21 protein-coding genes, 2 tRNA genes and 1 pseudogene are annotated in these 21160 nt (G+C 50.4%); 2 read left to right on the top strand and 22 right to left on the bottom strand.

The features are described 5' to 3' along the window. Nucleotide 1: 1 nt before the first annotated feature. The 15 genes and pseudogenes from AC9UFE_RS04500 to argS all read right to left on the bottom strand — a co-directional run bounded on the left by AC9UFE_RS04500 (nucleotide 2) and on the right by argS (nucleotide 14787). Nucleotides 2–805 (bottom strand): F0F1 ATP synthase subunit delta, encoded by an 804-nt coding sequence (locus AC9UFE_RS04500; protein WP_509546056.1) that lies wholly within the window; start codon nucleotides 803–805, stop codon nucleotides 2–4. Between the two features lie 5 nt (nucleotides 806–810). Continuing rightward, nucleotides 811–1362, bottom strand: coding sequence for a F0F1 ATP synthase subunit B (locus tag AC9UFE_RS04495; RefSeq protein WP_509546053.1), 552 nt, complete (start codon nucleotides 1360–1362; stop codon nucleotides 811–813). Nucleotides 1363–1383: 21 nt separating this feature from the next. Next, complete coding sequence (gene atpE, locus AC9UFE_RS04490) at nucleotides 1384–1614, bottom strand: ATP synthase F0 subunit C (RefSeq protein WP_509523516.1); 231 nt, start codon at nucleotides 1612–1614, stop codon at nucleotides 1384–1386. 45 nt (nucleotides 1615–1659) lie between these two features. Then, on the bottom strand, nucleotides 1660–2484 hold the full coding sequence (gene atpB, locus AC9UFE_RS04485) for a F0F1 ATP synthase subunit A (RefSeq protein WP_509546064.1): 825 nt from the start codon (nucleotides 2482–2484) through the stop codon (nucleotides 1660–1662). 112 nt (nucleotides 2485–2596) lie between these two features. Next, a complete protein-coding gene (locus AC9UFE_RS04480; RefSeq protein WP_509546051.1) occupies nucleotides 2597–2998 on the bottom strand; it encodes a Cg1360 family ATP-synthase-associated protein in 402 nt (133 codons plus the stop codon). Then, the gene (locus tag AC9UFE_RS04475; protein ID WP_509546048.1) at nucleotides 2995–4101 is read right to left on the bottom strand and encodes an MraY family glycosyltransferase; all 1107 of its coding nucleotides are present in this window, start codon (nucleotides 4099–4101) and stop codon (nucleotides 2995–2997) included. The genes AC9UFE_RS04480 and AC9UFE_RS04475 overlap by 4 nt, the downstream gene beginning before the upstream one ends. Nucleotides 4102–4104: 3 nt before the next feature. Continuing rightward, nucleotides 4105–4791 carry an L-threonylcarbamoyladenylate synthase gene (locus AC9UFE_RS04470; RefSeq protein ID WP_509546061.1) on the bottom strand — a complete coding sequence of 229 codons (687 nt, stop codon included), beginning with the start codon at nucleotides 4789–4791 and terminating at the stop codon, nucleotides 4105–4107. A 21-nt stretch (nucleotides 4792–4812) separates the two neighbouring features. After that, a complete protein-coding gene (gene prmC / locus AC9UFE_RS04465; protein ID WP_509546045.1) occupies nucleotides 4813–5664 on the bottom strand; it encodes a peptide chain release factor N(5)-glutamine methyltransferase in 852 nt (283 codons plus the stop codon). Further along, nucleotides 5665–6741, bottom strand: a complete 1077-nt coding sequence (gene prfA, locus AC9UFE_RS04460) for a peptide chain release factor 1 (RefSeq protein ID WP_509546042.1) — start codon at nucleotides 6739–6741, stop codon at nucleotides 5665–5667. It lies immediately after the preceding gene. Then, a pseudogene (gene rho, locus AC9UFE_RS04455) lies at nucleotides 6741–7976 on the bottom strand (transcription termination factor Rho); the annotation flags it as partial. The gene prfA and the pseudogene rho, both read right to left, overlap by 1 nt. 414 nt (nucleotides 7977–8390) lie before the next feature. Continuing rightward, nucleotides 8391–9314, bottom strand: a complete 924-nt coding sequence (gene thrB, locus AC9UFE_RS04450; protein ID WP_509546039.1) for a homoserine kinase — start codon at nucleotides 9312–9314, stop codon at nucleotides 8391–8393. Nucleotides 9315–9316: 2 nt separating this feature from the next. Further along, entirely contained in the window at nucleotides 9317–10390 is a 1074-nt protein-coding gene (thrC, locus tag AC9UFE_RS04445) for a threonine synthase (protein ID WP_509546037.1), read from the bottom strand. Continuing rightward, entirely contained in the window at nucleotides 10390–11697 is a 1308-nt protein-coding gene (locus AC9UFE_RS04440; RefSeq protein WP_509546034.1) for a homoserine dehydrogenase, read from the bottom strand. The genes thrC and AC9UFE_RS04440 overlap by 1 nt, the downstream gene beginning before the upstream one ends. A gap of 34 nt (nucleotides 11698–11731) precedes the next feature. Continuing rightward, nucleotides 11732–13126: a diaminopimelate decarboxylase gene (gene lysA / locus AC9UFE_RS04435; RefSeq protein WP_509546031.1), complete on the bottom strand. Its 1395-nt coding sequence runs from the start codon at nucleotides 13124–13126 to the stop codon at nucleotides 11732–11734. Between the two features lie 2 nt (nucleotides 13127–13128). Continuing rightward, on the bottom strand, nucleotides 13129–14787 hold the full coding sequence (argS, locus tag AC9UFE_RS04430) for an arginine--tRNA ligase (RefSeq protein ID WP_509546028.1): 1659 nt from the start codon (nucleotides 14785–14787) through the stop codon (nucleotides 13129–13131). A gap of 123 nt (nucleotides 14788–14910) precedes the next feature. Here argS and AC9UFE_RS04425 point away from each other — a divergent pair. Next, nucleotides 14911–14982, top strand: a tRNA-Arg gene (locus AC9UFE_RS04425). Here AC9UFE_RS04425 and rdgB read toward each other — a convergent pair. Genes rdgB through murI form a run of 3 tightly spaced genes read right to left on the bottom strand, consistent with a single transcriptional unit; the run spans nucleotide 14971 to nucleotide 17146 of the window. Beyond that, nucleotides 14971–15546, bottom strand: a complete 576-nt coding sequence (gene rdgB, locus AC9UFE_RS04420) for an RdgB/HAM1 family non-canonical purine NTP pyrophosphatase (protein ID WP_509546025.1) — start codon at nucleotides 15544–15546, stop codon at nucleotides 14971–14973. The genes AC9UFE_RS04425 and rdgB overlap by 12 nt on opposite strands. A 2-nt stretch (nucleotides 15547–15548) precedes the next feature. Continuing rightward, nucleotides 15549–16283 carry a ribonuclease PH gene (gene rph, locus AC9UFE_RS04415; RefSeq protein ID WP_509546023.1) on the bottom strand — a complete coding sequence of 245 codons (735 nt, stop codon included), beginning with the start codon at nucleotides 16281–16283 and terminating at the stop codon, nucleotides 15549–15551. Between the two features lie 17 nt (nucleotides 16284–16300). Continuing rightward, on the bottom strand, nucleotides 16301–17146 hold the full coding sequence (gene murI / locus AC9UFE_RS04410; protein ID WP_509546059.1) for a glutamate racemase: 846 nt from the start codon (nucleotides 17144–17146) through the stop codon (nucleotides 16301–16303). 19 nt (nucleotides 17147–17165) lie between these two features. On the opposite strand from murI, the gene AC9UFE_RS04405 reads away from it, so the two are divergent. Further along, entirely contained in the window at nucleotides 17166–18467 is a 1302-nt protein-coding gene (locus tag AC9UFE_RS04405) for a nicotinate phosphoribosyltransferase (protein WP_509546020.1), read from the top strand. On the opposite strand, the gene AC9UFE_RS04400 is transcribed toward AC9UFE_RS04405, so the two are convergent. The 4 genes from AC9UFE_RS04400 to AC9UFE_RS04385 form a co-directional block, all read right to left on the bottom strand. Next, complete coding sequence (locus AC9UFE_RS04400; RefSeq protein WP_509546017.1) at nucleotides 18464–18727, bottom strand: DUF3039 domain-containing protein; 264 nt, start codon at nucleotides 18725–18727, stop codon at nucleotides 18464–18466. The genes AC9UFE_RS04405 and AC9UFE_RS04400 overlap by 4 nt on opposite strands. A 31-nt stretch (nucleotides 18728–18758) precedes the next feature. Next, entirely contained in the window at nucleotides 18759–19982 is a 1224-nt protein-coding gene (locus AC9UFE_RS04395) for a S1C family serine protease (protein WP_509546014.1), read from the bottom strand. A 115-nt stretch (nucleotides 19983–20097) separates the two neighbouring features. After that, complete coding sequence (locus AC9UFE_RS04390; RefSeq protein WP_509546011.1) at nucleotides 20098–21006, bottom strand: hypothetical protein; 909 nt, start codon at nucleotides 21004–21006, stop codon at nucleotides 20098–20100. Nucleotides 21007–21042: 36 nt separating this feature from the next. Beyond that, nucleotides 21043–21119 (bottom strand) — tRNA-Met (locus tag AC9UFE_RS04385). Nucleotides 21120–21160 lie beyond the last annotated feature (41 nt).

The following is a 21160-nucleotide window of genomic DNA, read 5'->3' as shown; positions in this document are numbered from 1 at the left end:
CCTAAGCCAGCATCATCTTTGCTTGCTTGAGACGGTTAGCAACGCTACCGTCAATAACTTCTCCAGCTACTTGAACCTTGATGCCACCGAGAATTGCTGGGTCTATCTCGATGTTAAGACGAAGATCATTTCCGTAGTCACGAGCAAGAGACTTCTCGAGTGCTGCTTCCTGGGAATCGCTCAAGGCTTGGGCAACAGTAACTGTTGCAACCAGTCTTTCCGCGTAAGCGGCCAGCAACTTGCCAAACTGCTCCAAAACAACCGACAGGCGAACTTTGGCTGAACCGATGACTGCAAAGCGAATCAGCAAGCTAGCTTCCTTGCCAAACTTGCCTGAAATCAAAGCGTTCACCATGGTGAGTTTTTGCTCATCGCTTGCCTGCCTAGAAGCCAACGCAATTTGAAGCTGCTGGTCCGAGTCGACTACCTTGCGGAATTCAAACAACTCGGCTTCCAGGGCTTCAAGGGACTTGGATCTAGCGGCAATTGCAGCAACCGAGTGAACGGCTAACTGCTCCATGGCGTCTACTAAGTCAGATCCTTTAGACCAGCGCAGCGCGACGATCTTTCCCGCCAACTCAACTGCCTTGGCAGAAACGGAAGCTCCAAAAACCGCGCTCAGGGCATTTTTCTTACCCGCGATCTCAGCGGAAGGGTCCGAGAGAATGTTGCGCAGTTGTTTGGATCCAGACATGGCTGAACTGATCACGAAAATCTCTTCCGCGAATCGAAGGTCAGCGTCCACTAGTAACGGCGTAAGGATTTCCTTAGCCGCTTTTAGTGCTTGCCTGGTAGAACTCGACATGATGCTTACTTGCCTGCCTTTTCGGAATTTTCAAGATCTTGCAAGAAATCGTCAACAACCTTGGAGGCGGTTGCGCTGTCTTTCAAGCTCTGGCTTACAACCTTGGATGCCAAATCGATTGCCATTGTTCCCACTTCGGAGCGCAAGCTAATCAGGGCAGCTTGACGCTCTGCCTCGATTTGGGCCTTGGCGGTTTGAGTGATTCTGGCCGCCTCGGCTTGAGCTTGCTCTTTCAACTCGGCCAGAATCGCAGCGCCTTCGGCACGCGCTTCTTCGCGAATTGCGCTGGCTTCAGCGCGAGTGTTCTCTTGAGCCTTCGATAGTTCGTCGGTTTTTGCAGCAGCCTCAGATTGAGCCTTCTCTGCAGCAGCCAAACGTCCTTCGATAGCTTCAGTTCTTTCATTGAGTACCTTCTTGAAGCTAGGAAGAACCCTTAGCCAGAAGAAAGTAAGCATGATGGCAAAAACGACCGAAGACCAAAGAATGTCGTAGTCGGCAGGCAGAAGAGGGTTTTTAGTCTCTTCTTCCGCCGCTAAGACGATAATCCTTGAAATCATGGTTTAGTCCTTAACTTTTGCTTAAGCGAAGATGAATGGAGTTGCAAGACCGATAAGCGCTAGCGCTTCGGTAAATGCAATACCCAGCCACATTGTGACCTGTAGTTTTGACGCTAGTTCTGGCTGGCGTGCGGTTGCTTCGATGGTCTTAGATACAACTAGACCTACACCGATACCTGGGCCAATCGCTGCGAGGCCGTAGCCAACTACTGCAATGTTGCCGGATAGCTCGGCGATGTTTGTGATGTCCACTTGTTTTTCCCTTCCGTGGTTTATCCCTGACGGTTGTCAGATCCTTTAGTGCTCATCCGCCAGTGCCAACTGAATGTAAACAGTTGTTAGCAGGGTGAACACATAAGCCTGTAAGAAACTCACCAAAATCTCAAAAAGAGTAAAGGCGAATCCAAATATGAACGTTCCTACCCCGAAGAAGCCAAATAGGCCATCGGCGTAGAAAACAAAGAACTGGGTTGCGCTAAAGCAGAGAACCAACAAGAGGTGCCCTGCGAGCATGTTCATGGTTAGTCGAAGCGCCAGAGTAACCGGGCGAAGAATAAAGGTCGAAAGGATCTCAATTGGAACAACCATCACGTAAAGAGCTGGTGGCACACCCGCCGGAGCAACCGCACTCTTGAAATAACCAATTCCGTGCTTTTTGACTCCCGCATAGATAAAGGTCACATATGCAGCAACAGCAAGAACAATTGGGTAGCCAATTAGCGCATTGGAGGAAATGTTGAGCCCGGGGATAATTCCGGTGATATTCAAACCAAGAACCGTGAAGAAGATAGTTGTTAGAAGAGGTAAGAACCTGTCGCCGTCCACTTTTCCTAGCTGACCGTGAGCGATGCTGGTTCTAACAAAGTTCAGTGAGATTTCGCCCATTAGCTGAAACTTGGTTGGGACAAAAGACTGGTTTTTAGTGGCTTTATTGAACTGTCTAACCCAAAGCGAAAACAGAACGATTAGAAGCAAAACCACCAAAAGTCGAACCAAAATGATTCGGTTTATCGCAAATGGGGTGCCTTCGAAAAGAAGAATCTCAGGGTAGAACTCCATGATGGAGGGTCCCTTGTAATTGCCCGAGTCGTCGGTGACCGCAGCCTTGATAATCAGGCTCAGAGCGTTATCTAGCAGTGCGGTCTCCTGTTTCGGGGTGAACGAATTCACGGCGATTTACAGTGTCTCAGCGTCTAACACCGAGCCATTTATAAAAATTCTAGCAAGAAAAAAACTAGCCCTCGACCACGGGAATCCGGGCAGAAAGCACGGCAACAGTGTCAATTGCCAGCGATCCGAGGATGGCTGCTACCAGGGTAAAAAACAGCACTGGGCCGTTTATAAAATCGGCCCTAGCCAAAAAACCCACCACAAAAGCGAAGCCAATTAGCTTCACCAGCCAGCCGCCCATGACCGCCCCAAAAAAGCCTGCCAGAGAAAGCCTTCGACCGATAAGGATGCTAACCAGCGTCAAGCTAGTAAACACCAGCGCAAGGGATGCACCAATTAATGCACTTGGAACACCCTTCTGGGAGTCAACAAAATATCCGGCTACTGAACCCACCGTTGCGATCAAACCAATCAAAAGGGAGCCCTGGGCCAGGACCTTTACAAATAGTTGGTCAGCTGCTGTCATTTAGTTGCTCTCTTTCTAAGGGAATTTAGTACTGGCCAAATTGTGTACAGAAGGATAGGTATCGCAACTACCAATCCAATCAAGATTGCTTCCCGAGAAGGAATAAACAGTAGCGACAGTCCTCCAAAGGAAATGACCGCTGTCCAAAGGTAGAACACCAAGACAGAACCCACGTGGCTGTGACCTAGATCCTGCAGCTTGTGATGGATGTGACTCTTGTCGGCCTTGAAAAGAGACTCCCCCGCTCTAATCCTTCGAAGCACAGCGAGTACAAGATCAAGCAACGGAAGAATCAAAATGGCAAGCGGCAAGATAAGGGGTAAGAAAGCTGGTGCCAAGACTCTGTTTGAAACTGTCGCTGGGTCGATCTGGCCCGTGACAGCAAGAGCCGAGGTTGCCATCAGCAAGCCAAGTAGCATCGATCCGCTGTCACCCATGAAGATTTTGGCCCTATGCCAGTTAAGCGGCAAGAAGCCTAGAGAAACGCCCACCACAATAGCTGAGATTAGCGAAGCCAGGTTGAAGTAATTGGTTGGCGATGTTTGCTGGGTAATTAGGTATGTGTAAAGAAAGAATGCACTAGTTCCAATAAGCACAACACCCGCAACTAGGCCATCCAAACCGTCGATGAAGTTCACTGCGTTCATAATCAAGACTGTTATAAAAATAGTGATCACCATCGAAGCGCCATAGCTACCAATAACCAGACCGCCAATTGGCAGTGAGACGATTTGGACCCCCTGCCAAGCTAGGATTCCAGCTGCTATCACCTGGCCCGCTAATTTAAGGGTCCAGTCCAGGTCAAAAAAGTCATCTAAGACTCCAACAATCACAATTACGGTAGCGGCAGCAACAATGGCAATCAACCGCCCTGGCTCACTAAAAACTGAAGTGAACCAGGTCAACGAACCAGCTGCTAGCAGAGCAACAAGTAATCCTGCCAGCATTGCAATTCCACCGATTCGAGGAGTTGGGATGGTGTGTACATCGCGGTCTCGGATCTCAGGCATCGTCAAATGCTTACGACTCATCCGGATGGTGAAATAGGTTGCCGCAAAGGTAGTTATTGCCGCGATGGCAATAATGAATAAGTAAGCTCTCACTTGCTAAGCCTCAAGATGCTCCCCGAGAACTAGTTTTAGCTTGTCGACGCTAAGGGCACCTCGTCTAACTATCCGAGCTTTGCCTGTGGTTTTTAGCTCCCCGGAATCGTCCAGCGAATCCACGAGGTCAGTCATGTCCACGATTGTGGATGCCTCAGCTTTAGGGCTCGAACCACCATCCAAATAAACTTTCACCTTGGAACCAAGGTAGTTCTCAGCTTGCTGGCAAGTAATCGCAGCTGGTTCACCAGTTAGATTCGCGCTTGAAACAGCCAGTGGACCAGTTTCTTGAAGCAGTGCAAGAGCAATCTTGTGATCTGGCATTCGAAGTGCGACGGTCCCCTTGGTTTCACCAAGGTCCCAGGTAAGTGAAGGTTGCGCTTTCAAAATCATAGTTAGCGCTCCTGGCCAAAAAGTCTCTGCAAGTTTGTGGGCAAGAGATGGGATGTCTTGAGCCAGGCCATCTAGTGCGGCAGCATTTCCAATTAGAACCGGTGGTGGCGATTGTCTGTCGCGACCTTTAGCGGCGAGGAGGCTCTTTACACCTTCGTGGGAAAATGCGTCACAAGCCAAACCGTAAACGGTATCGGTTGGAACAACTACCAATTCTTTGCGGCCGATGGCAACTTTGGCCAATCTCATTCCAGTAAGAAGATCGGTGTCCAAGGAGCAGTCATAGATTCTCTCCATCACGATCCCTCCTTGAGCCCCCTAGGGCTTTAGCGCTGCAATCATTCGGTCTTTACCGGCTAGGTCAGCTCTGGTGATAATTTCTATCCAGCCCTCAGCCAATAATAGTTTACTGATCGCTCTGGACTGGCTGTCTGCGTGTTCCATAACCAGTAGGCCTCCTGGTTTCAATAGCTTCATGGCGCGGCCCAATATCTGCCTGACTACATCCAATCCATCCAATCCCCCGTACAGAGACATGCTTGGTTCATGAAGCTGAACTTCTAAGTCAATTGGAATTGCGTCATCTGGTATGTAGGGCGGATTCGAAATTACTAAATCGACCTGTCCATCTAAGTCTTGGAGTGAATCTACAAGATCTTCATTTCTTAGATTGCTCTCGGCCAGGCCATAGCTTGCGGCGTTATCGCGCAAATAAGAAAATGCCTCTCGTGACTTTTCAACTGCAAACACTGTTGACCCTGAAATTTCGGTAGCCAAGCTGATTGCGATAGCACCACTACCGGCGCAAAGATCAACAATTAGCGGGCTTGCTGAATTTGAAATCCTCTCCAGAGCAAATCCAACAACCTGTTCGGTCTCTGGACGCGGAGTGAAAACCCCTGGGCCAACTTTTAGCTCTAGGTGACGAAATGGCGCTGTGCCTGTGATGTGCTGCAGTGGCTGCCTGGCAACACGTCTGGCAAGTGCAGACTCAAAGTGCTCAATTGACTCTGCCGGGAATGGCTGACTTGTGGCAACCATAATCGCAAGCTCGGATCGGGAAATTCCAAGGCAGTAACAGGCGAGTAGTTCTGTATCAACTATTGCTGAAGTGACTCCAGCTTCTTTGAGCTTGCTGGAAGATTCGGATAGAAGTTCCGAAACTAGCAATTACTTCTCGCCTAGCGCTGCCAGCCTGGCTTCTTCATCAGTTTGGATTGCTGACTGCACAACCGGCTCCAGTGCTCCATCCATAACCTGGTCAAGGTTGTAGGACTTATATCCAGTCCTGTGATCTGCAATTCGGTTTTCTGGGAAGTTATATGTTCTGATTCTCTCGGAACGGTCAACTGTTCTAACCTGAGATTTCCTGGCAGCGGACTGTTCGGCGTCGATGGCTTCTTGCTGTGCGGCCAAAATTCTGGCTCGCAAAACTCGCATTGCAGCTTCACGGTTTTGTAGCTGAGACTTTTCGTTCTGCATCGAAACAACGATCCCGGTTGGAATGTGGGTTATTCGAACCGCAGAGTCTGTGGTGTTTACCGATTGCCCACCTGGACCTGAGGAGCGGAAAACATCCACTCGTATTTCGTTTTGACTGATTTCGACTTCTTCTGGCTCATCAACTTCTGGAAAAACCAGCACTCCCGCTGCTGAAGTATGAATTCGGCCTTGAGTTTCGGTTACCGGCACACGCTGCACTCGGTGCACGCCACCTTCGTATTTAAGGTGTGCCCAGACTCCCTCCGCGGGATCGTTCGAGTTTCCTTTGATGGCGATCTGAACATCCTTGTAGCCACCAAGATCTGACTCGGTCTTGTCCAAAATCTCTGTCTTCCAACCCTTGGCGTTGGAGTACTGGATGTACATGCGAAGTAGGTCTGCTGCGAATAGAGCTGATTCGGCTCCACCTTCGCCAGCCTTGATTTCCATGATCACATCGCGCCCATCGTCTGGATCTCGCGGAATTAGTAATCTACGCAGCTTCTCGTTAGCCTCAGTAACCTTAGCCTCAATAGCTGGAAGCTCGGCTGCGAAGGCTTCGTCTTCTTTAGCTAGGTCTTTTGTGGCAACCAAGTCCTCAGTTAGAGAAATCACCTGGTTGTAGGCGCTAACAATTGCGCTCACAACCGCGTAACGACGGTTGAGTTTTTTCGCCAAGGCAGGATTCTGATGCACAGACGCATCTGATAACTGTTCCTGCAGCGAGGCATGCTCAGCCAGCAGGGGCTGGACTGAATCGAGCATTATTCTCCGTCAGAACCTGTTGGAACTGGCATGGACTTTTGAACCTGCATTAGAAACTCCACGTTGCTCGAAGTTTCCTTCAGTCTGTTCAGAACAAGCTCAAGTGCCTGCTGCTGCTCTAGACCTGCAAGTGCACGACGAAGCTTCCAAATGATCTTGGTTTCGTCTGGGTTCATCAGCATCTCTTCGCGTCTGGTTCCAGAAGCGTTTAGATCTACCGCAGGGAAGATTCGCTTGTCGGCAAGTGCACGAGATAGACGAAGCTCCATGTTTCCAGTTCCCTTGAACTCTTCGAAGATAACCTCGTCCATCTTGGATCCGGTTTCAACCAGTGCTGTTGCAAGGATGGTTAGCGATCCGCCATCTTCAATGTTTCTAGCTGCACCAAAGAAACGCTTTGGTGGGTAAAGCGCTGACGAGTCAACACCACCAGAAAGGATTCGTCCAGATGCCGGAGCACTTAGGTTGTAAGCGCGACCCAAACGAGTAATTGAGTCAAGCAAAACTACAACATCGTGACCTAGCTCGACCAGTCTCTTGGCGCGCTCAATAGCAAGCTCTGCAACAGTGGTGTGATCTTCAGCAGGGCGATCGAAGGTCGAGGCGATAACCTCACCCTTTACTGTGCGCTGCATGTCGGTAACTTCTTCCGGTCTTTCATCAACCAAAACAACCATGAGGTGAACCTCTGGATTGTTGGTTGCGATCGCGTTAGCGATTGCCTGAAGGACCAAAGTCTTTCCAGCCTTTGGAGGAGAAACGATCAATCCACGCTGACCTTTACCAATTGGTGCAACTAGGTCAATGATTCGAGTCGAAAGCTTGTTGGCTTCTGTCTCAAGTCGCAATCTGGTCTGCGGGTAAAGCGGGGTTAGCTTGCCAAATTCAACTCGATCAGCAGAGGCGGCTTGGTCAAGTCCATTTACAGTGTCGATGCGAACTAAGGCATTGAACTTCTGACGACCCTGGCCTTCACCTTCGCGCGGCTGACGAATGGCGCCAACTACGGCGTCACCCTTGCGAAGTCCATACTTCTTCACTTGACCCAAAGACACGTAAACATCGTTTGGGCCGGGAAGGTAACCACTGGTTCTTACGAATGCGTAGTTATCCAAAACATCTAGGATTCCAGCAACGCTGATTAGAACGTCGTCTGGAGAGATTTCTGGTTCTGCCTCTTCGCGGTCGTTGTTGCCGCCGCGTCTTCCGCGATCGCGATCGCGGTACCGGTTGCGGTTTCTAGAGTTGCGTCCGCTGCCACGACGGTCATCGTCGAAGTCGCGGTTTCTTCTGCGGTCACCGGAGTCGGAACTTGATTCTTGGCTTGGGGTGTCGCTCGAAGCGGAAGAATCCCTTGCGGATCTTGACTCGCCTGAGTCTTGGTTGCCATCGGCTGGCTTTTCTGCCTTAGCCTTGGACTTTCTTGGTGCGCTATCGCTTCCTTCGGGTGCTGATGCTTCAGCCACTGCTCGACGGGATTTGCGTACCGGTTTAGCTTCTTGGATTTCATCCATTTATTGATTGCTCTTTCTTGAGTGTTTAGATAATCGGTTGTTATCTCGATTTATCTATCAACGCGATTTGATTGCGTTTTAGTGCAGTATTTTCTGCGGGGATTTCACCTAGCAATTTACCCTTAGAGGGTCCAATTACTTCTGGTGTATCTCCATGGTAGCACCTTTATTGTCGACGGCCAACAACAAAGCCTGCCATTGTGGGTGGGTTTTTTCGGCCAACTCTTTAGCCTTTAGCCTTTGAGCCGGGTCACTTGCCAGTACTAGAACAGAAGGTCCTGCTCCAGAAACCACAGCGGCGTGACCACCAGCTCGGAGGGTTTGAATTAGAGCATCGGTTTCAGGCATTGCGGTAGCCCTATAGCTTTGGTGCAACCTGTCTTCGGTAGCCGCAAAAAGTAGCTCTGGGGACTGCACCATGGCAGCTACCAGCAAAGCAGATCTGGAAACGTTGAAGACGGCGTCCCCGTGTGGCACCGACTCGGGCTGCAAGGATCTAGCCAAAGCGGTTGACATCTTGTTTGCCGAAACCAATACCAAAGGTGAAACTCCGCGGTGCACCGAGAGCTTCTTGGTGTGTGGTCCATTCTCGTCTTCCCAGGCAATACTTAGACCTCCAAATAAAGCGGGGGCAACGTTGTCTGGATGATTCTCAAATTCAGTTGCGATATCCAGCATGGTCTTATCGCTAATTGTTGCCACACCATCTAAAAGACCCTTGGCGGCCATGATTCCTGAAACTACCGCAGCACCACTGGAGCCCATGCCGGCACTGTGAGGAATGCGATTGACTGCCTTCAAAACTAGGCCAGGGGCTTTGTGACCTGCGCGCTTGAAGGTTTCTAGAATCGCCCGCACCACTAGGTGTGTGGCATCCATGGGTACCTGACCCTTGCCCTCTCCCTCGACTTCAATTGTGAGAGTTCCGGCTTTAGCGGCCGTTACCTCAAGGTGGTCGTAGTAGGCAAGCGCAATCCCAAGGGTGTCAAAGCCTGGACCTAAGTTGGCCGAAGTTGCCGGAACCCTAACTACAACGCGTTTTCCCTCAAAGTTGGTCATTGTTATGCCAGCCCCAATCTTTCTGCAACTTCAGCGGCATTGGTAGAAACTGCCTCCGGGGTGATTTCATTTCCGGCCTCATCTTTAAGCGCCCACATTGGATCTTTCAACCCATGGCCCGTCACCGTAACAACAATCAGGGCACCGGCAAAGCTTTCACCCTGTTGGGATGCCTTGTAGATTCCCGCAGCACCAGTGGCCGAAGAAGGTTCAACAAAAACTCCGGCTTCTTGAGATAAGAATCTGTGCATCCATAAAATCTCCGCATCGGACACCGCTCCAAACTTTCCGACCGAGCACTCCATCGCACTTAGAGCTAGATCCCAAGAAGCAGGATTGCCAATTCGGATTGCGGTAGCGATGGTGTCGGGGTTTTTGACAGGCCCACCGTGCACAAACGGTGCAGAACCTTCCGCCTGGTAGCCATACATTTTTGGAACCTGCTTGATGCGCCCGTCGTTAAACTCTTCCAAGTAACCCTTGAAATAAGCGGAGTAATTACCGGCGTTACCAACTGGCATGACGTGGTAATCGGGAGCTCTTCCCAGGGAATCAAACACCTCAAAGGCACCAGTCTTCTGACCTTCAATGCGATCCGGGTTCACCGAGTTGACCAAGTGCACAGGGTAGTTGTCTGACAAATCGCGCGCCAAAGTTAGGCAGTCATCAAAGTTTCCCTGCACCTGCAAGATCTGTGCCTTGTGCGCTACCGCCTGACTTAGCTTTCCAAGAGAGATCTTTCCTTGAGGAACCAGCACAACAGAAGAAATGCCGGCCGCTGCCGCATAGGCTGCAGCCGAGGCGGAGGTGTTACCAGTTGATGCACAAATAACGGCCTTGGCACCATGCCCTACAGCTTTGGAAACTGCCATGGTCATACCGCGGTCTTTGAAAGATCCGGTCGGGTTCATGCCTTCGTACTTGAGATAAACCTGATCAGCGCCAACTAGTTTCGCAAGTGCAGGAGTCTCGATTAGCGGAGTGCCGCCTTCGCCCAAGGTAATAATCGGAGTGGAGCTATCAACATCTAGCCTGTCGAAATACTCTATTATGACCCCGCGCCACTGATGAGCCATTACAAGCCTTCCATTCGAATCACAGATGCAACTTTCTGAACCGCATCGCTAGCTTTCAAATCTAAAACAACTGCAGCCAAAGCAGCCTCGCTAGCTAGGTGAGTTCCGATTTCTAGATGCGCAACGACACCGTCACCACTTTGTACCGACTGCTCAACTGCCTCAATAGAAACCCCATGCTTAGAAAAAGTGGTTGCGATTGTGGCTAGGACACCTGGCTGGTCAGATACTTCAAGCTGAAAAGAGTAACGAGTTTGAATTCTGCTGATTGGAAGAATTTCTAAATTAGCGTGGCTGGAGTTTCCTAATCCTGGACCTCCGGCTACGTGGCGCTTGGCGGCGGAAACAACATCACCCAACACGGCAGATGCAGTTTGTGTCCCGCCAGCACCAGATCCATAGAACATTAAGCTTCCGGCCGCTTCTGCTTCGACGAACACGGCGTTGTATGCACCGTTTACCGCGGCTAGCGGATGAGTCCTTGGGACAAGTGCTGGGTAAACCCGAACCGATATTCCTTCCGGACCCGTTGCATCAGCATCGATGAATTCGCAAATCGCCAGCAACTTGATGACAAAACCATCTCGCTTGGCAGCTTTCATCTGAGAAGAAGTAACTGCAAGAATTCCTTCGCGGTGAACTTGATCAAGAGGCACCTCGGTATGGAAAGCTAGGGTGGCCAAAATTGCTGCCTTCTGAGCTGCGTCAAAACCTTCAACATCGAGCGCTGGGTCGGCTTCTAAGTAACCAAGTTTGGTTGCCTCTGCCATCGCTTCTTCTAGAGAGATGCCGGTCTTATCCATGCGGTCGAGAATGTAGTTTGTTGAACCGTTAACAATTCCCATGATGCGCTTAACACGGTCACCGCCGAGGGACTCCCGAAGCGGACGAATAATCGGAATAGCGCCGGCCACAGCGGCTTCAAAGTAGAGCTGTGCACCAACTTGCTCAGCTAAGTTGAAAAGTTCTGTCCCGTGAGTCGCTAGCAACGACTTATTGGCCGTTACTACATCCGCACCAGAATTCAGCGCCAGCTTGATGTAAGCCTTCGCGGGGTCGATGCCGCCCATTACCTCGATGACAATATCCGCACCTAGTATCAAGCTCTCGGCATCGGTAGTAAGTAGATCTTTGGGAAAGCCTGCGCGCTTGGTGTTTAGGTCACGAACGGCAACACCGACTAGTTCCAGTTCTGCTCCCACCCTAGATTGAAGTTCATCTTTTTGCTCCAGTAATAGCCTGGCGACCTCGGCACCGACAGATCCGGCACCGAGTAAGGCGACTCGTATGGGGCGGTATTCGCTCACTGTGTTTTCCTAACCAAATACAAAACTACCCTGTCTATTGGGTTTGATACCCGGGGTCTCTAGAAAGCATGTCAGCTTCGGTCTCTGCTCGCATCAATAACTTAACTTTGCCTTCCGATACAGCAATCATTGCCGGCCGCGGTAGATAGTTGTAATTACTTGCCAACGAGTGGCAATAGGCGCCGGTTGCGGCAACAGCCAGCAAGTCGTTGGGGTTGATGTCCGCCGGAAGATAGCAATCTCTAACCACGATGTCGCCGCTCTCGCAGTGCTTTCCTACCACTCTCGATATAACCGGTTCAACTGCAGAAGATCGAGAAGCCAGCACTGCACTGTAATCAGCGCTGTAAAGACTGGGTCTTGCGTTATCGCTCATACCGCCGTCTATGCTGACGTACTTTCTATATCCACTTGACAGCTGAACGTCCTTGATGGTCCCAACGTTGTAAATAGTCACGCCTGCCGGGCCTGATATCACTCGCCCGGGCTCGAAACAAAGCACCGGTACCGCCACGCCTAACTCTTGACACTGCTTGGCTACCTCTGTAGATATCGAAGCAGCAAAAACTTCTATCTCTGGCGCCTGATCTGCTGAGGTGTAGTTGATCCCAAAGCCACCACCTAGATTTAGCTCCGGAACGCTTCCAGATTCCAGAAGCTGTTTATGCAGGGGCATTAGGCGTCTGACAGACTCGATGAAACCGTCGACGCTAAAAATCTGCGAACCGATGTGTGAATGAAGTCCAAGGAAATTCAAGTGCGAATGTGATCTAATCTTCGCCACCAGTTCGGGCACATCAGAAATAGCGATACCAAACTTTTGATCTTCTCTTGAGGTGGCTAGATACTCGTGCGTGTAAGCGTGAACACCAGAGTTGACCCGGATACGCACATTCTGGACTTTGTCTTGCGCGCCGGCAATTGATGCAATTCTTTCAATCTCGATCTCTGAGTCAATTACGATAGCTCCAACCTCAGCGGTCACGGCTTTACCTATTTCATAAAGAGATTTATTGTTTCCGTGCAATCCAATTCGGCTTGGATCAATTCCTCCAGCTAGCGCGAGAGCAAGCTCTCCCCCAGAGCAAACATCGATGTTTAAACCACTTGCTGCTACCCACCGAACTACCTCGGTTGTCAAAAGTGATTTGCTGGCGTAATAAACCTTCGCGCTAGTCTGAATTTTTTTGGCCTCGGAGTCAAAAGCGTTCTTGACTTGCCTAGCGCGTCTAAGAAAGTCGTCTTGATCAATCACCATCAAAGGTGTTCCATATTCGGCAACCAATTGGCCAACTGGTAACCCTCCGACTCGAATGTCTCCAGAGGCATCTCTTTTGAAACTCGCTGGCCAAATTTTGCCGTCAATGGCATTGGCGTCAGTTGGCAAAGATAGCCAGCTTGGCGCTAGATCTGTTTCGATCTTCTCCATCGCTACATCCTTTCGGGGGCTGAAACACCCAAAAGCCCAAGTCCGTTTCGTAACACAATTCCGGCAGCGTCGTTGAGCCACAATCTCGTGCGATGAATTGGCTCAACCGGATTCCCTGATTGCGGGATGACACGGCAGTTGTCGTACCAGCGGTGATAACTACCCGCTACCTCTTCTATGTATCTAGCTATACGGTGCGGCTCTCTAAACTGCGCGGCTTGAGCGGCAAGTCTAGGAAACTCACTGAGTTTGGCCAAAAGATCAGTTTCGGTCGCGTGATCTAACAAGCTTGGCTCAAACACCGAGTGATCCACTTGCATGCTCTTTGCATTAACCGCTACCTGCTGAGTTCTAGCGTGAGCGTATTGAACATAGAAAACCGGGTTATCGTTGGTCTTTTTCGAAAGCTGAGCCAAATCAATATCCAACTGCGAGTTAGAAGATGATCTCGCGAGCGCATACCTGGCGGCATCAACACCAACCGCCTCGACTAGGTCTTCCATGGTCACTACTGTTCCGGCGCGCTTGGACATTCTTACCGGTTCACCATCGCGCATCAGATTAACCATTTGACCGATCAGAATTTCTAGGTTCACACCTGGCTCGTCGCCAAACGCCGAGCACATAGCCATCATGCGCTGCACGTAACCGTGGTGATCAGCTCCGAGCATAATGATGCACCTGTCAAAACCACGCTCGCGCTTATCTAGGTAATAAGCCAAGTCACCGGCGATGTATGCAGCGTTGCCATCTGATTTTATGATCACCCGATCGCGATCGTCGCCAAATTCTGTTGAGCGCAGCCAAACGGCGCCATCTTGATCAAACACGTGACCTAATTCGCGCAACCTATTGATTGCCTTAGTTACCGCGTCAGATTCATGCAGTGAGTTTTCGTGGAAGTAAACATCGAAGTCCACTCCGAACTCATGCAGTGACTGTTTGATCTGCTCAAACATCAGCTCCACACCTACCGAGCGAAACTCTTCCTGAGCTTGATCATCTGGTAGCGAAAGGATGTCCTTGCTGCTTTTGGCGATGACTTGATTGGCTATCTCTTCTATATAAGCTCCGCCGTAGCCATCTTCTGGAGCGGGCAGTTTCTTAGCTCTAGCAATCAGTGATCTGGCAAAGCGATCAATCTGTTCGCCGTGGTCATTGAAGTAATACTCCCGGGTTACATCCGCCCCCTGAAACTCAAGCAGCCGCGCGAGCGAATCTCCGGCTGCTGCCCATCTGGTTCCGCCCATATGAATAGGTCCTGTTGGGTTCGCCGATACGAACTCGAGATTCATCTTTAGACCCTTGAGTGTTTTGCCCGCACCGTAGCTGGAGCCCGCCTCAACAATGGTTTTTGCCAATAAACCAGCACTTGCCAGATTCAAGCTGATGTTTATAAAGCCGGGGCCGGCAATTTCGACCTTGGATACTTCTTCTAGGGCCTGAATCTCTGGGGCCATTAGCTCGGCTAACACCCGAGGCGTTAGGCCAAAGACTGGGGCAAGCTGCATAGCCGCGTTAGTGGCCCAGTCGCCGTGCTCTCTATTTCTTGGCCTTTCAACAACAATCTCGGCTGGTATTTGCCCGCTTGGAAGCGTGCCAGCAGACTGCATCTTTTCCAAGATGTGCCCAATGGCTGCAGCCAGTTCTGCTGGGTTCAAGATTTGCCTCACACGGGATAGATTAAAAATTTAGAACAATCAGCAAGAATTTATTGCTTCAATACGGTAAATCTTACCGAGAAAGCCCCGTTTGAGGCCACGCTGTTAGGCTGGAAACGCATTGCCCCCATAGCTCAGGGGATAGAGCACCGCCCTCCGGAGGCGGGAGCGTAGGTTCGAATCCTACTGGGGGCGCAAATAGCTTGCTAGCTGTGACAGCGCCATGGAGCGATGACTAATTGAATTCTTAACTTCTGGCTCAAGTTCCGCCGAGGAAACTTCAAACCCCTCTGGAATAAAAATCGGATCGTAACCGAACCCGTTGGTACCGCTAGCCAATTCGGCAATGTGACCTGGCAGCACTCCCGTGAAACTAACCTCGCCTGATTCGCCGACCAAAGAAATGGTGCACACAAAACTTGCGGCCCGGTTCCCTGATGGCACATCTCGAAGCTGTGCCAGAACTAGATTGCGGTTTTTCGCGTCGTCCTTGTCCCCCGACCAACGAGCCGAAAAGATTCCAGGAGAACCACCCATAATCTCGACCGCAAGACCTGAGTCGTCGGCAATTGAGGTGATTCCGGTGTGCAAGTAAGCAGCTCTCGCCTTTATTAGCGAGTTCTCGAGAAAGGAGCTGCCGTCTTCAATGGGCTCTGGTCCCTCATAACCTAGAAGCTCCAACCCTGGAACCAAAGGCTCCAAAATAGCGGCTACTTCTTTGACTTTGTGAGCATTGTGGGTAGCTAAAACTAGCTTCAAAACTACGACCTTGCTGTTCTAAGTACTTCTTGCTGGATAGCAGTTAGCTCTTTGGTTCCCTTTAGGGCTAGATCCAACAGCGCATCAAGTTCCTCGCGGTCAAAAGGTGTCTTTTCGGCAGTTCCCTGAACTTCGACAAACTTTCCAGAACCTGTGACAACTACGTTCATGTCAGTTTCTGCTCTAACATCCTCGGTGTAAGCAAGGTCCAAAAATGGAACGGTATCAACAATGCCAACCGAGATGGCAGCGATGCTGTCGGAAATTGGCTGCTTCTTTGCTGAGATAAAGCTTTTTTCCTTACCCCACTCGATTGCATCTACCAGTGCGATGTAGGCACCTGTGATAGCTGCGGTTCTAGTTCCACCATCGGCTTGCAAAACATCACAGTCAATAACAATGGTGTTCTCCCCCAGATCCGAAAAGTTAACGACGCTTCTGAGTGCCCGGCCAATAAGCCTTGAGATTTCGTGAGTGCGACCACCCATTTTTCCCTTGACTGATTCGCGATCAGATCTATCGTGGGTGGCGCGCGGCAACATTGAATACTCAGCGGTGACCCAGCCTTCGCCCTTACCAACTTTCCACCTTGGAACACCGGGGGTAAAAGACGCGGTGCACAAAACTCTAGTTTCACCAAAGCTAATCAGCGCTGAGCCTTCAGCGTGAGAGGACCAGCCTCGCTCGACAGATACTTTTCTAAGCTCGTCGGGGGCGCGACCATCAATTCTTTTCAACTGCTGTTCCTATCTTTTTAGAGTTTCTGGACCTTGGAAACTTCTGGACCAAGGAATCTTTTTGCTAGCTTCTCAAAAGCTTCAACATCGCCGGTTGCTCTAAACGACAGAGTTGGTGATGTTTTATCTACTCGTAGTAGGTCGTTTTCCATGAGGACCTTGTAAACATCCTTTGCGGTTTCTTCAGCTGAAGAAACTAGTGTGACTTGATCGCCCATGACAAAAGACAGCGCTCCGGTAAGCAGTGGATAGTGGGTGCAACCCAAAACCAGGGTGTCGATGCCGCTTTCTTTTAGCGGCATCAGATAGTTCTTGGCGGCAGCAATGATTTCAGGCCCAGAAGTTACACCCGCCTCGACATACTCAACAAAGCTCGGGCAGGCAACGCTTTGTAATTCAATATCAACGGCAGCTGCGAAAGCATCTTCGTATGCTTTGGAATTTATGGTCGCGGTAGTACCAATCACGCCAACTTTGCCATTGGACGTTAAAGCAACCGCTCTTCGCACCGCAGGCTGGATCACCTCGACAACGGGAATTGATTTGCCTTTGGTGTAGCGCTCTCTGGCATCTCGCAAAACCGCAGCAGATGCTGAGTTACATGCAATAACTAAAACCTTTACGCCTTCGTCAACAAGCTTGTCCATAACCGCAAGAGCAAGTTCGCGGACCTCAGACAGTGGCCTAGGTCCATAGGGAGCGTTGGCGGTATCACCGACGTACAGAACTGACTCGTTTGGCAGCTGATCGATTATTGCTCTGGCAACAGTGAGCCCACCCAAGCCGGAGTCAAAAACTCCAATAGGCGCATTTTGTAGGGTGCTGGTCACGGTCTTCAGTCTATAACTTGGGGCAATTGCTATCAGGGCTAGGCTTAACGGTGTGCTTACCTCCACTGCATTACTAACCGACCGCTACGAGCTCACCATGCTCCAGGCGGCACTTCGCTCCGGCAAGGCTAATCGTCGCGGAATCTTCGAAGTGTTTTCTCGCAGCTTGGCTGGAGGCAGAAGATTCGGTGTCTTTGCAGGTAGTGGAAGATTGCTGGATCTGATCCAAGACTTTAGATTCGGTAGTTCGGAAATCGAGTGGCTGCTTTCCAACAAAGTAATCGATGATGAAACTGCCACTTGGTTAGCTAACTACAAGTTTTCGGGCAACATCTGGGGATACGCCGAAGGTGAAATTTACTTCCCCTACTCACCAGTCTTGGCTGTGGAGGGAACATTTGCCGAAGCGGTTGTTATAGAGACTTTGATCCTGTCTGTTCTGAACTACGACTCCGCGGTAGCAAGCGCAGCCTCAAGAATGGTGACCGCAGCCCAGTCGCGGCCGGTGTCAGAAATGGGTTCTAGAAGAACTGGCGAAAACTCAGCAGTTGCAGCCGCAAGAGCCGCCTACATTGCAGGCTTTAGTGCAACCTCAAATCTTGAAGCTGGTAGAAGTTTTGGAATCCCCACGATGGGAACGGCCTCGCACGCATTTACGCTGCTGCACGAGAGCGAACAGCAAGCCTTCGAAGCTCAACTGAAAGCCTTCGGTACCGAAACCACTTTCTTGGTTGACACGTACAACATCGAGTCTGGAATCAAAAATGCCATTAGCGTTGCCGGTCCAACACTTGGCGGAGTAAGAATTGACTCCGGGGATCTACCGATTGAGGTTGCAAAAGCGCGTTTGCTCCTAGACCAATTAGGCGCCACCGAAACCAAGATCACAGTTACTAATGATCTGAATGAATACGCGATAGCCTCCTTAGCATCTGCCCCAGTAGATAGCTATGGAGTTGGAACATCAGTTGTTACTGGATCTGGAGTTGCGGCCGCTGGATTTGTCTACAAGATGGTCGCCTACCAAAACGAATCCGGAGACTGGCACACGGTTTCCAAGCAGTCGGCAAAAAAATCAAACCTGGGCGGAAGAAAGTTTGCCATTCGAAGGCACTCGGAAGACTCGATTGCAACCACCGAAGTTATTGGAACCGGCACAGCGCCGGAGGCAAAAGCTGGCGATCGCAATTTGCTAGTTCAGCTCGTGACCGATGGAGTGCCTGACAACAAGTACCGAGGATCTAAGGGAGTTGAGTTGGCACGTTTGCATCACGCGAAAGTAAAGTCAGATCTTACCGCAAGTGCGCTTCGCCTTACCAAAGGCGAGCCTGCTATCCAGACTCTTTTTGTTTAGTCCTTGCCCTCATCGCCTGGCTTTAGCTTGGAGTGAATTTCCTTGCACTTTGGGCAAACGGGGAAGCTTTGTGGGTCACGGCCTGGAACCCACACCTTGCCGCAGAGCGCCACTACGGGAGTTCCCATAACTGCCGACTCAACAATCTTTTCTTTCTTCACGTAGTGCGAGAATCTCTCGTGGTCCCCAGGTTCAAAGAGTTTTGGCTCAACTAGCGTGTCAGTTCCGTAATTAGAATCAGAATTTTTTTGTTCGCTCATGGTTACCCCTTTTTAGAACTGATTGATTCCGCTACAGCACAACATCAAAGGTCAGTCTCTCACCATCGCGCAATATTTCTATCTTCACTTCGGTGCCAGCTTTTTGCTGTCGGACTGCCGAAGTTAGCTCACTTGCGCTACTGATTGTCTTCCCGTTTAGTTTTACAACGATGTCATCTGGCCTTAGGCCAATACCCTCGGCTGCTCCACCCGGGGTCACCTCAATAATTAGCGCTCCGACTGGAAACGCAGAGCCGTTGTCTGAAGACATAGCGTCAGAGATGAGAACTCCCAGGACCCCGAAAGTTGACTCACCGGTTTCAATAATGTCCTTGGCGATTCTGTCTGCAATATTCGATGGGATAGCAAAACCAACACCAATGCTGCCGCCTTCTGCCGCTCCACTGGCCCTCGCAATTGCAACATTGATTCCAATAAGCTCGCCACGAATATTTACCAAAGCGCCGCCTGAGTTTCCAGGGTTGATAGCTGCATCAGTTTGAATTACTCCAAGGCTTACCGGAGGAAGCGAACTACCCGTCCAAAACTCAAGCCCGGTTTCATCAGGGTTCTCAGATGAGGCAACTTGAATAGTTCTATTCAAGGCCGAAACAATTCCTCTGGTCACCGTGGCCTCAAGGCCAAGTGGAGCTCCAATGGCAACTACTTGATCCCCAACGTTAATTTTCGAAGAGTCAGCAAACACCATAGGTATTAGCGGTTTGGTGGTTTCAATTTTGATAACCGCTAGATCGTTGGTTGGATCTGTTCCAATGATCCGCGCGGGAAACACCTCGCGCTCATTTGTGCGCACAGATAGCTCAACGTTTGCCGTAGTTCCCCCCACGGTAACCACGTGGGCATTGGTGAGAATGTAACCATCACTAGTTAGCACAACTCCTGAGCCATTACCTCCTGAGTTTGCGGTGGAAACTCGAATGGTAACTACCGACGGAGACGCCGCGGAGGATGCAGCGGTGACCCAGTTAACGTCTTCAAGGTTATTGACAACAATTGCTGGTGGCCTGGTGAGGTAGTTCTGCGCCAAAACTCCCGCTCCTGCACCGATGGAGGCACCCATCAAGACTCCCAAAAGTATTGCTGATGTGGCAGTGAAGAATGTGAGTCTTTTTTCCTTGGTCTTTTTTTGCTTAAGTTTCTTAGGCGTGAGAACAACCGGTGGATCAAATAGGAACTGGCTGTTATAACTATTTTTTCTACCGAGACCCTTTGGGTCTTGCGGTTGGATGCTCATGTTGTAGGCCTTTCGTCTGCCTTTATCATGGCAAAAAAGTCTGAGGTTATGCAGGGAGTTAGCTGAAGCTTTACCTTGCTATAAGACTATTCCAAATGCCCAATTGCGCTAGAGCCTAGGGGATGCATCCCCAGCTTTTGGGGTTTGCGCTGCACTCCCCGCCAACTAGTAACAGCTTTGGTGGTTTTGCTGGCACCGCAGGTACCTTGACTGAAACATCAAGGTCTAAAACATTACTCAAAACTGAAATCTGGCCCGCTACCGACTGCCAGGTAGTTTCACCGACTAGTCGATAGCTCACAAAATAGTTCGCGATTGCCCAGGCTTGATACTTTCCGGTTTGTTCAAAGCTTCGATTTATGTCTACTCCCTGGATCCGAGTTCCATCGCTAAATTGCCAGCCGAGCCAAGCTGGTGAAAACTGAACCTCGGCTTGTCTACCAAGAATCAGTTGGGATCCATAGTGAAGCGACGGGTTTGAACCAAAAGTAGCCATGTCACCAGCCGTTAGCTGCGGACCTGGATACACATTTGCCGAAAGCGGATTTGGTGTGAAAGAAACCGCGGCGCTGCTATAGCTTGTCGCTGCAGGAGTGATAGTTACTGGCGCTGTCGGCTTTGAGGCTACTGGTTTGCTTGGCGCGCAAACCGATTTGATCCAACGCTCTGCAGCGTCTGGGGACTTTGGCATTTGCTTACGCTGAGCAGCCGTTGGGCAAACTGGCTTCGCAACCGGGCTGATTGTTATGCCGGTAGCAGGTTTTGGTGCGTTTGGAGTTGCTGCTGCCGGTGTGGTTACCTGAACCCCAACACAAACTGTCACCGACCCGGAGTGCATCGCTGACCCGTGAGAAACTCCAGAGTTTCCAGCTCCACCAGTGGAGCACGCAAGCGCAGCGGGAGCTTCAGCAAACACTATAGCGGAGGTAATTAGCAAACTTGAAAAGGCAACAGCAAGGTTTGAGGGGATCGACATAACGAAACGATAAGAAGATTCATTTTCTAGCGCAGAACTTATGCACAACAAAAAACCCCACCCGAATGGGTGGGGTTTTCTAATTGGTTGCGGGGGCAGGATTTGAACCTACGACCTCCGGGTTATGAGCCCGGCGAGCTACCGAACTGCTCCACCCCGCGGCGAAGTTTCAATCTACCACTTTTGAACAGTTGCTGCCAGT

It is taken from the genome of Rhodoluna sp. (assembly GCF_044239955.1).
Lineage (GTDB): Bacteria > Actinomycetota > Actinomycetes > Actinomycetales > Microbacteriaceae > Rhodoluna.
The sequence above is the reverse complement of the archived record's forward strand: the minus strand, read 5'-3'. Positions and strand labels throughout refer to the sequence as shown.